At 65.3% G+C, this 13,346-nt stretch carries 16 protein-coding genes; 5 read left to right on the plus strand and 11 right to left on the minus strand.

Going from position 1 to position 13,346, the window contains the following annotated elements; genetic code table 11:
• Positions 1–111: 111 nt before the first annotated feature.
• On the plus strand, positions 112–1,269 hold the full coding sequence (locus E2E30_RS11580) for an N-acetyltransferase (RefSeq protein WP_133189952.1): 1,158 nt from the start codon (positions 112–114) through the stop codon (positions 1,267–1,269).
• 47 nt (positions 1,270–1,316) lie between these two features.
• Here E2E30_RS11580 and E2E30_RS11585 read toward each other — a convergent pair whose 3' ends face one another.
• From E2E30_RS11585 to E2E30_RS11610, 6 genes are all read right to left on the minus strand, one after another.
• Complete coding sequence (locus E2E30_RS11585) at positions 1,317–1,571, minus strand: hypothetical protein (RefSeq protein ID WP_133189954.1); 255 nt, start codon at positions 1,569–1,571, stop codon at positions 1,317–1,319.
• 178 nt (positions 1,572–1,749) lie between these two features.
• Positions 1,750–2,520 carry an exodeoxyribonuclease III gene (xth, locus tag E2E30_RS11590; protein ID WP_133189956.1) on the minus strand — a complete coding sequence of 257 codons (771 nt, stop codon included), beginning with the start codon at positions 2,518–2,520 and terminating at the stop codon, positions 1,750–1,752.
• 30 nt (positions 2,521–2,550) lie between these two features.
• Positions 2,551–2,889 (minus strand): iron-sulfur cluster insertion protein ErpA, encoded by a 339-nt coding sequence (gene erpA, locus E2E30_RS11595; protein WP_133189958.1) that lies wholly within the window; start codon positions 2,887–2,889, stop codon positions 2,551–2,553.
• A gap of 47 nt (positions 2,890–2,936) precedes the next feature.
• Entirely contained in the window at positions 2,937–4,130 is a 1,194-nt protein-coding gene (locus E2E30_RS11600; protein ID WP_133189960.1) for a M23 family metallopeptidase, read from the minus strand.
• A gap of 221 nt (positions 4,131–4,351) precedes the next feature.
• Positions 4,352–4,834: a peroxiredoxin gene (locus E2E30_RS11605; protein ID WP_133189962.1), complete on the minus strand. Its 483-nt coding sequence runs from the start codon at positions 4,832–4,834 to the stop codon at positions 4,352–4,354.
• Positions 4,831–7,509: a DUF294 nucleotidyltransferase-like domain-containing protein gene (locus E2E30_RS11610; protein WP_133189965.1), complete on the minus strand. Its 2,679-nt coding sequence runs from the start codon at positions 7,507–7,509 to the stop codon at positions 4,831–4,833. Before E2E30_RS11610 ends, E2E30_RS11605 begins: the two co-directional genes overlap by 4 nt.
• 128 nt (positions 7,510–7,637) lie before the next feature.
• On the opposite strand from E2E30_RS11610, the gene E2E30_RS20760 reads away from it, so the two are divergent.
• Positions 7,638–7,775, plus strand: a complete 138-nt coding sequence (locus E2E30_RS20760) for a hypothetical protein (RefSeq protein WP_165954504.1) — start codon at positions 7,638–7,640, stop codon at positions 7,773–7,775.
• A gap of 16 nt (positions 7,776–7,791) precedes the next feature.
• On the opposite strand, the gene E2E30_RS11615 is transcribed toward E2E30_RS20760, so the two are convergent.
• The 3 genes from E2E30_RS11615 to E2E30_RS11620 form a co-directional block, all read right to left on the minus strand.
• Positions 7,792–8,436 (minus strand): sigma-70 family RNA polymerase sigma factor, encoded by a 645-nt coding sequence (locus tag E2E30_RS11615; protein WP_133189967.1) that lies wholly within the window; start codon positions 8,434–8,436, stop codon positions 7,792–7,794.
• Between the two features lie 76 nt (positions 8,437–8,512).
• Positions 8,513–8,656, minus strand: coding sequence for a hypothetical protein (locus E2E30_RS20765; RefSeq protein WP_165954505.1), 144 nt, complete (start codon positions 8,654–8,656; stop codon positions 8,513–8,515).
• A 68-nt stretch (positions 8,657–8,724) separates the two neighbouring features.
• Positions 8,725–9,531, minus strand: a complete 807-nt coding sequence (locus tag E2E30_RS11620; RefSeq protein WP_133189969.1) for a response regulator — start codon at positions 9,529–9,531, stop codon at positions 8,725–8,727.
• A 249-nt stretch (positions 9,532–9,780) separates the two neighbouring features.
• On the opposite strand from E2E30_RS11620, the gene E2E30_RS21025 reads away from it, so the two are divergent.
• From E2E30_RS21025 to E2E30_RS11630, 3 genes are all read left to right on the plus strand, one after another.
• The gene (locus E2E30_RS21025; protein WP_229839242.1) at positions 9,781–9,957 is read left to right on the plus strand and encodes a NepR family anti-sigma factor; all 177 of its coding nucleotides are present in this window, start codon (positions 9,781–9,783) and stop codon (positions 9,955–9,957) included.
• 7 nt (positions 9,958–9,964) lie between these two features.
• Positions 9,965–11,560, plus strand: coding sequence for a sensor histidine kinase (locus E2E30_RS11625; RefSeq protein WP_133189971.1), 1,596 nt, complete (start codon positions 9,965–9,967; stop codon positions 11,558–11,560).
• Between the two features lie 303 nt (positions 11,561–11,863).
• Positions 11,864–11,998: an entericidin A/B family lipoprotein gene (locus E2E30_RS11630; RefSeq protein ID WP_133189973.1), complete on the plus strand. Its 135-nt coding sequence runs from the start codon at positions 11,864–11,866 to the stop codon at positions 11,996–11,998.
• 101 nt (positions 11,999–12,099) lie between these two features.
• On the opposite strand, the gene tatC is transcribed toward E2E30_RS11630, so the two are convergent.
• Positions 12,100–12,879: a twin-arginine translocase subunit TatC gene (tatC, locus tag E2E30_RS11635; protein ID WP_133189975.1), complete on the minus strand. Its 780-nt coding sequence runs from the start codon at positions 12,877–12,879 to the stop codon at positions 12,100–12,102.
• Complete coding sequence (gene tatB / locus E2E30_RS11640) at positions 12,876–13,343, minus strand: Sec-independent protein translocase protein TatB (RefSeq protein WP_133189977.1); 468 nt, start codon at positions 13,341–13,343, stop codon at positions 12,876–12,878. Before tatB ends, tatC begins: the two co-directional genes overlap by 4 nt.
• Positions 13,344–13,346 lie beyond the last annotated feature (3 nt).

Raw genomic sequence — 13,346 nt, forward strand, 5'->3', positions numbered from 1 at the left:
AAGAAGATAGTGGCTAGACGGTGGCAAAACAGGGGGGAGCTGCGCGATTGCTTGACAGTGAGTGGGCAGACCCGGAAGGGCGTTGACCGATCTTCTCGAGGTGAACCGCTCATGGCCCCTGCCCCGCTAACCATCCGGCCGATCGACAGCAAGGCCGATCGCAAGCGCTTCGTCGACCTGCCGTTTCGGCTCTACGCGAACGACCCCAATTGGGTTCCACCGCTGAAAGGCGAAGCGCTCGGGCTGATCACGCCCGAGAAGAACGGCTGGTTCAGCCATGCGATCGCACAGCTCTTCCTCGCCGAGCGCGGCGGCAAGGTCGTCGGGAGGATTTCGGCGCATATCGATACGCTCGCGCTGACGATGGATCCGTCCAAGGGCTTCGGCCCCGGGTGTGGGCAATGGGGGCTGTTCGACGCCGAGGACGCGACGATCGCGGCGGCGCTGATCGCGGCGGCCGAGGGCTGGCTGCGCGACCAGGGCATGACGCGCGCGCTCGGGCCGATCAGCATGTCGATCTGGGAAGAGCCGGGACTGCTGGTCGAGGGCTACGATCACCCCCCGACGATCATGATGGGCCATGCCAAGCCCGAATATCGCGGCTGGATCGAGGCGGCGGGGTATCACAAGGTCAAGGAGTTGCTGACCTACGACCTCGACATCACCAAGGACTTCCCGCCGCTGCTCCAGCGGATCATCGCGTCGGGCGAAAAGAACCCGCGAATCCGCATCCGCAACGTCGACAAGACCAAGTTCGAGGAAGAAGCCGCGATCATCCTCGCGATCCTCAACGATGCGTGGGCCGACAATTGGGGGTTCGTGCCCCTCACCCCGCCCGAGATCAAGGATGTCGGCGTCAAGCTGAAGCCGATCGTGTTCAACGATCTCATCCGCATCGCCGAACTCGACGGACGCCCGGTCGCGTTCATGATCGACCTTCCCGATCTCAACGAAGTGATCAAGCCGCTCAAGGGCAATCTGCTCCCCTTCGGCTGGGCCAAGATCCTGCTGTGGCTGCGCAAGCCGAAGGTGCGCACGGTCCGCGTGCCGTTGATGGGGGTGCTCAAGGAGCTCCAATCCTCGCGGCTCGCCAGCCAGCTCGCCTTCATGCTGATCCAGTACATCAAGGATGCCTCGGTAGAGCATTACGGCGCGACGCGCGGCGAAATCGGCTGGATCCTCGAGGACAATCAGGGGATGCGCTCGATCGCCGATGCGATCCAGTGCACGATCAACAAGCGCTACTGGATCTTCGAAAAGACGCTGTAGCGCAGGCGGTCGATGGTGCCGCGCGGGTCGCGGCACCATCCGATCGGTCAGTCGGCCTTGGCGAGCGGATCGACACCTTCGTCGGCAAGCCAGTCGGCGCGCGTCTTGCAGGTCCGGCGTGGAATTCGCGAACCGGTGACCTGGTTGACGACGCAATAGCGCGTCACGCGTTGCGCCGTCGGTGCGCGCGTGCCAGCCTCGATCGACTGCGACGATGGCGTCGCCGCCGGGCGGGCCTCGCCGGCGAAGGGGGCGGTTGCGATGCTCAGGGCGCTGGTGGCGAGAAGCAAAAAGATGGTCATGGTCTGTCCTCCGCAAAGTTCGCGAGTTCCGCTGAACGGCTCGCGACTGAAGCAGTGCATTAGTCATGCCAAACACTTAATAGCCTGATTTACCTGGCTATTTTTCGATTCTTTCATTCAGATGAATGGCCTTGCAGACCAACCTCCGGCGGATAATACCGATTGTCGGTGGCAAACCTCAGCGCAGCGTCACCCAAGTCGGCGCGTGGTCGCTTGCCTTCTCGCGCGCGCGATACGCCTTGTCGACGCCGGCATCGAGCAGCCGATCGGCTGCCATCGGGCTGAGCAGGAGATGATCGATGCGGAAGCCGGCATCACGTTGCCATGCGCCTGCCTGATAGTCCCAGAAGGTCCACACCCCGCCACCCGGGTGACGCGTGCGCAGCGCATCGGTCCAGCCTTGCGCAACCAGCGTGCGGAAGCCGGCGCGGCTCTCTGGCTGCATCAGCGCATCGTCCTGCATCGCGCGGACCGAATAGGTGTCGTCGTCATTGGGAATGACATTATAATCGCCCGCGAGCACGACGGGCAGCTCGTCGGCAAGCAAAACGCGCGCCCGCGCGGCGAGGCGATCGATCCAGCGCAGCTTGTAGTCGAACTTGGGTCCCGGCTGCGGGTTGCCGTTGGGGAGGTAGATCGAGGCGACCACCAGCCCGTCGATCTCGGCCTCGAGATAGCGGCTGTGCTCGTCCTCGGGCTCGCCCTCGAGGCCGCGCTGGCGCTCGACCGGATCCTGCCCCTTCGCGAGGATCGCAACGCCGTTCCAGCTCTTCTGGCCGTGCCACAACACGCCGTAGCCCGCCGCGCGGATGTCGGCCTCCGGGAAGGTCTCGTCGCTGGTCTTGAGTTCCTGCAGGCACACGACGTCGGGCTGCTGCTCGGCGAGATATTCCAGCAGGCGCGGCAGGCGCGCCTTGATGCCGTTGATGTTGAATGTAACGATCTTCACGTGGCGCTGCCCCTTGGTTGGGGCCGGACGTTACACCGAGAAGCTGGAACCGCAACCGCAACCCGACGCCGCCTGCGGGTTGGTCACCTTGAACGCGGCGCCGCCGAGTTCCTCGACATAATCGACGGCCGCGCCGCGGACGAGATCGAGGCTGATCGAATCGACCACCAGACGCACGCCGTCCTGCTCGGCGACGGCATCATCGGCATCGACCGAATCGGCAAAGCCGAACTTGTACTGGAAGCCCGAGCATCCCCCGCCATCGACCGACAGCCGGAGGATCGGCGGCTTGCCCTGCTTGCCCGCGATCATCGCGACGCGAGCGGCGGCAGAGGGCGTGAGCGCGATTTCGGGAGCGAGTGTGGCCATGCCGCCAAGATAAGCCTTTGCAGCGCCAACGGCAACCAGCGCGCAGATCAGTCCGCCGCGGCAGGCCCGCCGACCGAGACCGGGATCGTCGAGATCGACTTGTCCTGCGCCGCGACGAGATAGTCGGCGGTCTGCAGGAACGGCACGGGGTTCACCGCGCGACCGTCGATCCGCACTTCATAATGGAGATGCGGGCCGGTCGAACGCCCGGTCGAACCCATCAGCGCGATCAGCTGGCCGCGATGCACGCGCGTGCCCGGCTCGACCAGGATCTTCGAGAGATGGCCGTAGCGCGTCTGGATCCCCTTGCCATGATCGAGCTCGACCATGTTGCCATAGCCGCCGGCGCGCTCGGCGCGATCGACCATGCCGTCGGCGGTAGCGTAGATCGGCGTGCCGACCGGGCCAGGGATATCGACGCCGGCATGCATCGCGGCGGTGCCGCGGAAGGGATCCGAGCGGATCCCGTAATTGCTGGTGTAATTGAGATGCGCGACGGGCTGCGCCGAGGGGATCGCGATCACGCCCTGCTGGAGCGTATCGAGCTTCTTCCACGTCATGAACAGCGAGCGGAACTGCGTGTCGGCGCGCAGATCGGCTTCGGTCGCGGCGCTGTCGGCGGCTTCGTACGGGCCACCCATTGCGGGCTGCTTGGCGACGATCCGCGCCGGGTTGAGCCCGAGGCTGCGGACATGCGCAACGGCCCTTGCAAAGCGCTGGTCGACGACGTGGCGCGCCTGGACGGCAACCGCGACTTGCTGCAGTTCGATCTTCTTGAGCGGCGCGACGACATCGGCGGCGAGCGCATCGGCCTTGGGGTCAACGCTAGGGGTCGGCTTGGTCAGTGCAGCGACATCGCCCTTGCCCGACACGACCGCGACGAGCAGCGCCTGGCGCTGGTCGATCCGCGCGGCGTGCGCCTGTGCCGCGGCTTTGATCGTCGCGACGTCGGCCTGCATCTTGCTGACGCGAATGCGCAGCTGCGCGACCTTGGCTTCGGGCGAGAGCGGCGCATCGACGATACCGCTCATCGCTGCGGCGCCGACCGCGGCCTGCGCCACGCCGTAAGCCGAGAAGCACAGCGTCACGCCAGCGACACCCGCCATCATCGCCTGCGCACGACCGCCCAGGCTGAAACGCTTGAGATCACGTCCGTCATGGAAGATGAAATCGCGGGTCTTGAAATACGCCTTCAGACGCGACGCAAGTCGCACACCAGACTCGATCGAAATTCGGTTCATTGGACCCCGGCGATCAAATTGCGTTTGCCGGATAATGCCAGCGCCCGCCCCACTTTCGATCCGGCTACAACCCCCTGCACCCGGACACGCAGTGTGTGACCGATAGCGCGCGTGTCACGCAAGGGCTGGATAGGTCCGGCGCGGCCAAGCGGCTGATCGCCACGGCGAGTCGTTTAGCGCATCGTAAAAATACTGATGGAATCGACAGATGCGGGGAACCGTCACGCGATGGCGCGAACCGCCTCGAGCACTTCGGCGGCATGGCCGGGCACGCGCACCTTGCGCCAGGCGCGCACGAGCACGCCCTTCGCATCGAACAGGAACGTCGCGCGCTCGATCCCCATATAGGTCTTGCCGTACATCTGCTTCTCGACCCAGACGCCGAACGCCTCGAGCACGACCGCGTCCTCGTCGCTCGCCAGCGGTACGGCGAGATCATATTTGGCGATGAACTTCTGGTGCTTCGCGGGCGTGTCCCGCGATACACCGAGCACGTCTGCGCCGAGTGCATCGAAATCCGCCTGATGCGCACTGAAATCCTGTGCTTCGCGGGTACACCCGCTCGTATCGTCCTTGGGGTAGAAATAGAGCACGAAGATCCGGCCGACCCGGTCGCGCAAGGCGGTGCGCGCGCCGTCGGGCAGGACGAGGTCGAGATCCGGCAGCGCATCGCCCACATCGACGGTCGTCTGGGTGTTCGTCATGGTGTTGGTTCCTCGACATGCTTGAGCCAGGCGGACACCTCCTGCCGCGTCGTCTCGAGCGAGGCAACCACCGCGGGCCAATCCGTCATGCCGAGCGCCTGCGCGACGAGCGCTTGCGTCGCGGGGCCCGGCGCACGCGCATCGGGCGCGACCAGCCGCAGCGTGACGAGCAGCCGCGTCAGCAGATCGTGCGCGGGGAGCATCGCCGCGGGCGCCAGACCCGCCGCGTCCAGCGCAGCGATGGCGCGGCGCAAATTGGGATCGAGCCCCTGCCCGCTTTGCAGCTGCACCATGTGCACCGCGAATTCGAGATCGACGAGCCCGCCGGGGAGCAGTTTGGCATCGAGCGGCCCGAGCGGCGGCTTGTGCGCGGCCATGTCGGCGCGCATCTTCGTCCCCTCGGCGACGACATCGCGCCGCGGTCGATCACCGCGCAGCACCGCGCCGACGATCGCCGAAACCGCCGCCTCGGCGTCCGCACTTCCGAACACGCACCGCGCGCGCGCGAGCGCCATATGCTCCCACGTCCACGCGCTTTCGCGCTGATAGCGTGCGAACCCGTCGAGCGAGACGCTGAGCGGCCCTTGCGTCCCCGACGGGCGCAACCGCGTATCGACCTCGTAGAGCGGTCCCGATGCGGTCGGCACCGACAGCGCGGCGCTGATCCGTTGCGCCAGCCGATTGTAATACAGCACCGCGCCGAGTGGCTTGGCGCCGTCGGATTCGGCGAGATAATCTCCGGTGAAGAGATAGATCAGGTCGAGGTCCGACGCGTGCGTCAACGCCCCGCCGCCCATCCGGCCGAGCGCGAGAATGACCAGCTCGCTGCCCGGCACACGGCCGTGCGCGAGTGCGAACTCGGCAATCGTGGCGGCGGCGAGTACGCGGATCGCCGCCTCGGCGACGCGCGCATAGCCGGCCGAGACGATCAGCGGATCCGACACGCCCGCGATGATCTGGGTACCGAGCGCAAAGCGCTTTTCGCCGACGATGCGCCGGACATGGTCGAGCTGCGCCTGGTAATCCGCACCGCCGCGCATCTCGCCCGCGAGCATCGCGACATCCTCGACCGGATCTAGCGCAGTCGCGTCGATCAGCCCGTCGATCAGTTCGGGCCGCCGCGCGAGATCCTCGGCAAGCGTCTCGGCATGGCTGAGGATCAGACCGAGCAGCCGCGCGAGCGCTGGCCGTGCCTCGAGCAGCCGGAAGAAATTGACCGCGCTCGACAGTCGCGCGAGCATCCGGTCGAGCCGCACGATCGCGCCTTGCGGATCGGGCGCGCCACCGAGCGCCGCGATCAGACCGGGCAACACCGCCTCGAGCGCCGCGCGCGCCGCCGGGCTGCGCAGCGCGGGGTAGCCACCACCGCGCCATTGCTCGATCCGCTGCGCCGCAAGCTTGGTCTCGACAAAGCCTGCCTCGGCCAGTTGCGTATCGAGCCGATCCCCCTCGAACGACAGCGCATCGCCCTCTTCGGGGTCGAGCGCGTCATAGCTGCGCGCCGTCGCGGTCACCGCCGGGCGAAGCAGATCGAGCAACGCGCCGGCATCGGCAACACCGTGCAGCTTCGCGACGCCATCGAGCGCCTCTCCGGTCGGGAGTTGATGCGTCTGGCGGTCCTCGATCATTTGGACGCGGTGTTCGATCGTGCGAAGCAACGTATACGAGTCGCTCAGCGCCACCGCCTCGTCCGGATCGACCCAGCCCGCCGCAGCGAGCGCCGCCAACGCACCGCGCGTATCGGCGACGCGCAGCGCGGGATCGCGGCCGCCGTGGATCAGCTGGTGGATCTGCGCGAAAAATTCGACCTCGCGGATGCCACCGCGCCCGCGCTTGAGATCGTAGCCCGGGCCGAACGCCTGCCCCTGCGCATAATGATCGCGGATCCGCCGCGAGATACCGCGAATCTCGCCGATGGCGCCGAAATCGAGCGCGCGGCGCCACACAAACGGCTGCACCGCGGCCAGGAAGCGCTCGCCCAGCGCAATGTCTCCCGCCGCCGCACGCGCACGGATGAAGGCGGCGCGCTCCCATGGCAGGGCCAGCGATTCGTAATAGGAAATCGCCGCATCGACCGACAAGGCGATCGGCGTGATCTCGGGCGACGGGCGCAGCCGCAAGTCGACGCGCAGGACATAGCCGTCGCCATCCCGCGCCTGCAGGATCTCGACGACGCGCTTGGCGATGCGGACCGCGGCTTCCTCGGGCGCTTCGCGCGCGCGATGCGGCAGCGTCGCGGGATCGAACAACAGGATCGGATCGATGTCGGAGGAATAATTGAGTTCGTGGCTGCCCTGCTTGCCGAGCGCGATTCCGGTAAAGCCGATCGGGGCGGCGCCAGGCGTACGTTCCTCGATCGCGGTCAGGATCGCGGTATGCAGCGCGCGATCGGCAAAGTCCGACAAAGCGCGCGTGACCGCCGACAAATCCTCGCGCCCCGACAGGTCGCCGATCGCGACTCGCAGTGCCAGCCGCCGGCGCTCCAGCCGCAGCCGGCGTGCCGGCGGCATCGTCAGGTCTGCGATCTCGATCGTGCGCAGCGCGGGTAGAACGCCGCCCGCAAGGCTCTGCGCCAGTTCAGGCTCGCGTTCGAGCAAGACAGCGAGGAACGGCGACCAGCGCCTGGCGCGATCGACGGCTGCAACAACATCTTGATCGGAGACAGCGTTTTTCATGGTCGAGATCATGCCTTGAGCCAGGACAGGCCAAATAGCACGCAACTAACGGTGTGGTCGGCCGTTGTTGACATATGTCAAAGTCCTATGCCTCGACTGGACAAAACCTGCCCACCACGGCGTATCTCGTGGCGGCGCCAGCTCGCTCGGACATCATCTCGTCGGCGCTCCGCAGTGCGTATCCGCAAGCGCACGCAGCGACCGACCCGTTCAGCGACATCCTTGCGGTCCTCGACACGATCGACCTGCAAAAAGTGCGGCGCTGAGCGCGCGACACGACGGCTAGCGTCGCTCGCGGCTCAATTCATCGACTTCGCCCATGATCGTGTCGAGCGCCGACATGCCGGGCTCATTGCTGTGGGTACGCCGCGATGCGAGCGAATTGTCGTTCATCACAGCTTCTAGGGCGACGCGGCCACGCGCGACCCGGCTCTTGATCGTGCCGACCGCGACGCCGCAGATCTCCGCCGCCTCTTCATAGGCAAAACCGCCCGCGCCGACGAGGATCAAGGCCTCGCGCTGGGGCTGCGGAAGGTGCAGCAAGGCGCGCTGCATGTCCCCGAGCTCGACATGCTTGTCCTGGCTCGCCGGCGCCGCGAGAATCCGATCGGCGACCAGATCGTCCCATTCGCCTTTGAAGCGCGACCGGCGCATCTGGCTCAGATACAGATTGCGCAAGATAATGAAGGTCCAGGCGCGCATGTTCGTACCAGCCTGGAAGCGCAGCCGCGCCGCCCAGGCCTTCATCAGCGTTTCCTGGACGAGATCGTCTGCGAGATCGCGATTGCCTGAAAGCGACCGACCAAAGGCGCGCAGGTGCGGAATGACCTGTGCCAGCTGCGCCTTGAACTCCGGGTCAGAGAGCGAAACATGCTCCACCACGGGTTCGGGCGCATCATCTTCGTCATGGTCGATCGCGTCGGTCATGTAATCCAGTCTCGGCTTTGCAGAGCTCAAATGGGGGCATCGGACATCAATGTCCAACACGACCGGCTAAGCGACTTTATCGTTGGGAGAAAAACAGCAGGACCGCGAAGATCACAATGATCAGGGTCAGCGATATGCCCAGCACGTACCGCGTGACATGGGGCGTCGAACCGGCGCGGGCATCTTGCTTGCTCAGTTCGATCGGATCGTCATGGTCCATGCGCGCCCCCTGTCGTTGTGGTTCCGTATCGTATGGAACCCAACACACAGGGGCGCGAATGGGTTCCCTCAGATGACGGGAACGGTTGCCTGGTCGAAGAACAGCGCCTGGGCGATTGCCGCCTTGACGGTCGAACGCTGGAACGGCTTGGTGATGAGGAAGGTCGGCTCGGGCCGCTCGCCGGTCAGCAAACGCTCGGGGAACGCGGTGATGAAGATCACGGGAACCTCGAACTCGGCGAGGATGTCCTTGACCGCGTCGATGCCCGAACTGTCATCGGCCAACTGGATATCGGCGAGCACCAGGCCAGGACGATCTTCCATCGCCAGTGCAACGGCTTCGTCGCGCGTAACCGCAACGCCTGTCACGTCATGGCCAAGATCGCGCACGATCGTCTCGATATCCATCGCGATGATCGGCTCGTCCTCGATGATCAGCACGCGCGCGCGCGTCTGCTTCTCGATTTCGGCAAGGGCTTCGGTGACGAGCAATTCGACTTCGCTCGTATCGACATCGATCAGATAGGCCGCGTCCTCGGGCGTAAAGCCTTCCATCGCGGTCAGCAGCAACGCCTGACGCGACAACGGGGTCATCCGCGCGAGCCGCGCCCGCGCGATCGATTCCTGACCGTCGAGATCGCCCGCGCTCATGTTCTCCGGAGTCTCGTCGTAATTCGTCGAGGTCCAAATCGCCTGGAACATGCGATACAGGCCGAGGCGCGGATCGACTTCGCGTGGGAACTCGTCGGGAGCGGCAACGATCGCTTCGAGCGTAGCGCGCACATACCGGTCGCCGTGCGTCTGGCTCCCGGTCAGCGCACGACCATAGCGACGCAGGAACGGAAGATGGGGGGCAAGCTGCTGTCCTAACGACATGACTGTCGGGGTCTCCCTGAGGTAATGATCGGGGGACCTTGTGGAAGCGGCCCCCTGGCAATGCAACGCGTTTTCGTACCCCAAAAAACCGGAATTAAAATCGCGTCGAGTGCGGAACCATCGAACGCTTATTTGGTTTCATGCTGGAACATCGGTCGTTGCGATTGTCCGACAGTCGATCTACGAGCCGTTTGTTACGGTACCATATTCACACGACCGGGTCTGCCGGTGTGACCCAGGGGGACTGCATTGCGTTCGGGCGACGAATCTTCGAAGAAGCCGGTTGCGGCGCGCGCGTCCAATCCTGGTGCGAAGGTTCAAAGCAAGGACCGCGATATGGGTGCGGCCTTGCGGACGGTGTATCAACGCACCGTCGAAGAGACGATTCCGCCCGAGATGCTGGACTTGCTGGGCAAACTAGACTGAGCGTTGCATGACTGACATCGCTGGCGACACCGCCCCTCCTCTTCAGTCCGGGCGGATCGGTGGCGCGCTCGACCGGATTCCGACCGGCGCGAAGGTCTTTCTGATCCTCGGCATTTGTCTTTTGCCACTGGCGATCATCGCCTTCTTCGCGACAATCCGAACCGCACAGCTCGCCGACGAAGCCACGCGTGCGCAGATGCAGGTCACCGCCACCGAGAGCGCGCGTAAGCTCGCAATCGAGCTGGTCGGTGACATGACCGCGCTGCGGGTTTCGCTCAACGCCCTCGAAAGCGATCCCGGCGACGCGCCGAGCTGCGCGCGTGCGCAAGGCGTTTTCGCGCCGCAAGCCGCGATGGGTACCCGATTCGTCATCTCCGACTCCACTGGACGCGTGATCTGCGGCGAGCCGCTTCGCGCGGGGGCAGCGCCCAGCGCGACCAAGCCGGGCACTGCGATTGCCGCGCATCTCATCCCCGGCCAGGGCCTGACGCTTTCGACCACAAGCACCAGTGGCCGGACCAACGCCGCCGCGTTTTTCCCGACGCGCGTGCTCGCCGCCACCGCGATGCCGAGCAACGCGCCGCTCCCCTATGAAGCGCAACTGGTGCTCGATCGCGACGCGCTCCTGCTCCACGCCTTGCCGCCGCGGACCGCGCTCGAACGCCGCGCGACGATCAATACCGTCATCGGCGTGGGGTCCGTCGTCCTGACCACCGAAGTGCAGGGTGCGCCGATCACCTCGCCGGTGCTGGTCGCGCTGTTGCTGCCGATCATCATGTGGGCCGCCGCCGCCGGTATCAGCTGGTTCGTCGTCGACCGCCTGCTGATCCGCTCGCTGCGTCAATTGCGCACGCGTGTCGCGAACTTCGTGCCGGGCGAGGAAATCGATCCGGGCACGATGCAAGCCCTGCCCGCGCAGGAAATCCGCGAACTCGGCGAGACCTTCCGCGCGATCAGCCGGACGGTCGCCGAGCACGAAGCCGGCCTCGCCGAAGGACTGGTCCGCCAGACGAAGCTGACGCGCGAGGTGCACCACCGCGTCAAGAACAACCTTCAAGTCATATCGAGCCTGATCAATTTCCACGCCCGCGCGGCCCGCAGTGTCGAGGCGACGCAGGCCTATGCTTCGATCCAGCGCCGCGTCGACGCGCTGGCAGTGGTGCATCGCAACCATTTTGCCGAGCTCGAGGAAAATCGCGGGCTATCGCTGCGCTCGGTGCTCGGTGAATTGGCCGCGAACATCCGCGCGACCGCGCCCGAGGACGCACCGATCGCGATCCAGCTCGACATTGCCCCCTACCTCGCCAACCAGGACGTCGCGATCGCGATCGCCTTCCTGCTCACCGAAATCATCGAACTCGCGATGACGGTAAATCCCACAGCCAACATGCGCATCTCGATCGCCGCCGCCGATGTGGCCGATCGCGCCGTCCTGCGGATCAACTCGCCGGCGCTGGTCGACAACGACCGGATGCGCGCGTTGGTGGCGGAGCGCTATGGCCGCGTCATCGAGGGTTTATCGCGCCAATTGCGCTCGAAACTCCATTACGATCCGATGGTCGGAGCATACGAGATCGCAGTCGCGGTGACCGGGCGCGATTGATCCGCCCGGGGGGACCGAAAAAATCGCCGACGCGCATCTTTTCTCGGAACCGATCATCGCGATGGCCGTTTGGATATTCGGATAGCGAATTTATGCCCCCCCGCTCTCGCTATCCAAGACATGGGCCCGGACGCGCTACCCCTCCCCCCCCGGGTCGCGCTTCCGGGCCCAATTATTTCCTGCACCATCGGCGCGAAATCGGGACGCGCCACGATCGCGTTGCGGAACGATTCGACAGATCGATCATTGGACGCATGAGGCCGCCAGCTTATGGCTGCCCCGGCATTTTTCAGGAGTATTATCATGCGTAAGGCTACCTCGTTCGCGATCCTCGCCGCCGCCCTGCTCGTCGGCGCGTGCAACACCGTCGAAGGCGTTGGCAAGGACGTGAAGTCGGCTGGCGACACCGTCGCAAAGACCGCCGACAGCGCAAAGTAAGCCGCGCTTCAGCAATACGAAAAAGGGCTGTTCCCGGGTTCGGGAGCAGCCCTTTTTCGTGTCAGTCGTATTGAGGAGCCGCTACGCGTGCGGCGCGAAGATCAGCTCTCGACGAGCTCGGTCGACGCGGCCTTCACACGCTTTCGCTCGGTGAACCAGATCGCCACAAGCGCGAGCTCGTACAGCGCGACCAGCGGGATCGCGAGCATGATCATCGAGCCTGCGTCGGGCGGCGCCAGCACCAGCGCGAGCGCGAAGCAGCCGACGATGGCATAGCGGCGCCCACTCACCAGCTGCTTGCGCGTCACGAGCCCGGCGCGCTCGACCAGCATCAGCAGGATCGGCATCAGGAACGCGAGCCCGAACGCGAACAGGAACTGCATCACGAAATCGAGATACGACGCGACCGAGGTCATCGCCTCCTGCTGCACCCCGCCAAGATTGCCTTGGAAGCTGTAGAAGAAACGCAGCGCCGACGGGATGGCGACGAAATACGCCATCGTCGCGCCGACGATGAACAACACCGGCGTCGCGAACAGGAAGGGGAGCAGCGCGCGCTTCTCCTTCATGTACAGGCCAGGCGACACGAACGCCCACAGCTGCATCGCGATGACCGGAAACGCGATCATCAGCGCGGCGAACAAAGCGACCTTCAGCTGGACGAAGAAGCCGTCGAACACCCCGACCGTGATCAGCTTGGTCTGCCCGGCGAGCAGCAGCGGATGGACCAGGACGGTGAAGATCTCGCGCGAGAAGACATAAGTGCCGATGAACACCAGCAGGATTGCGACGAGGCAGAAGAACAGCCGCTTGCGCAGTTCGACCAGGTGATCGAGCAGCGGCGCGCGGCTGGCTTCGAGATCATCGACGGGTGCGTTCACGGATGCGCCCTAGGGTTATGCTCGGCGGTTTCGGGCTCGGCCGGGTGCGGCGCCACGTCATGCGCGCCGGGGCCGGCAGGTTCGGCGATCACCGGCGGCGCGGTCAGCGCCGGGGTCTCGACCATCATCGGCGGGGCATCGCCCTCGGTGCCATCATAGCCGACATCGGTCTCCGCGCCCGATTCGAGATGCGGATGCCCGGAAAGCGCGGCGCGCTGCGACGGCTCGGGCGGATGCTCGCGCATGATGCGCTCATTCTCCGCCGCCCACTTCTTTTCCATTTCCTGCAGCTCGGCCTCGCGCACCATCGTGTCGAAGCCCGAGCGGAACTGGTTCGCGACGCCGCGAACCTTGCCGACCCAATGGCCGGCAAAGCGCATCGCCTTGGGCAGATCCTTGGGCGGGATCACCAGCAAGGCCACGACCCCCAGCAGGATCACTTCGGACGATGCGACATCGAACATGGC

This window comes from Sphingomonas sp. AAP5 (assembly GCF_004354345.1).
In the GTDB taxonomy this organism is placed as follows: domain Bacteria; phylum Pseudomonadota; class Alphaproteobacteria; order Sphingomonadales; family Sphingomonadaceae; genus Sphingomonas; species Sphingomonas glacialis.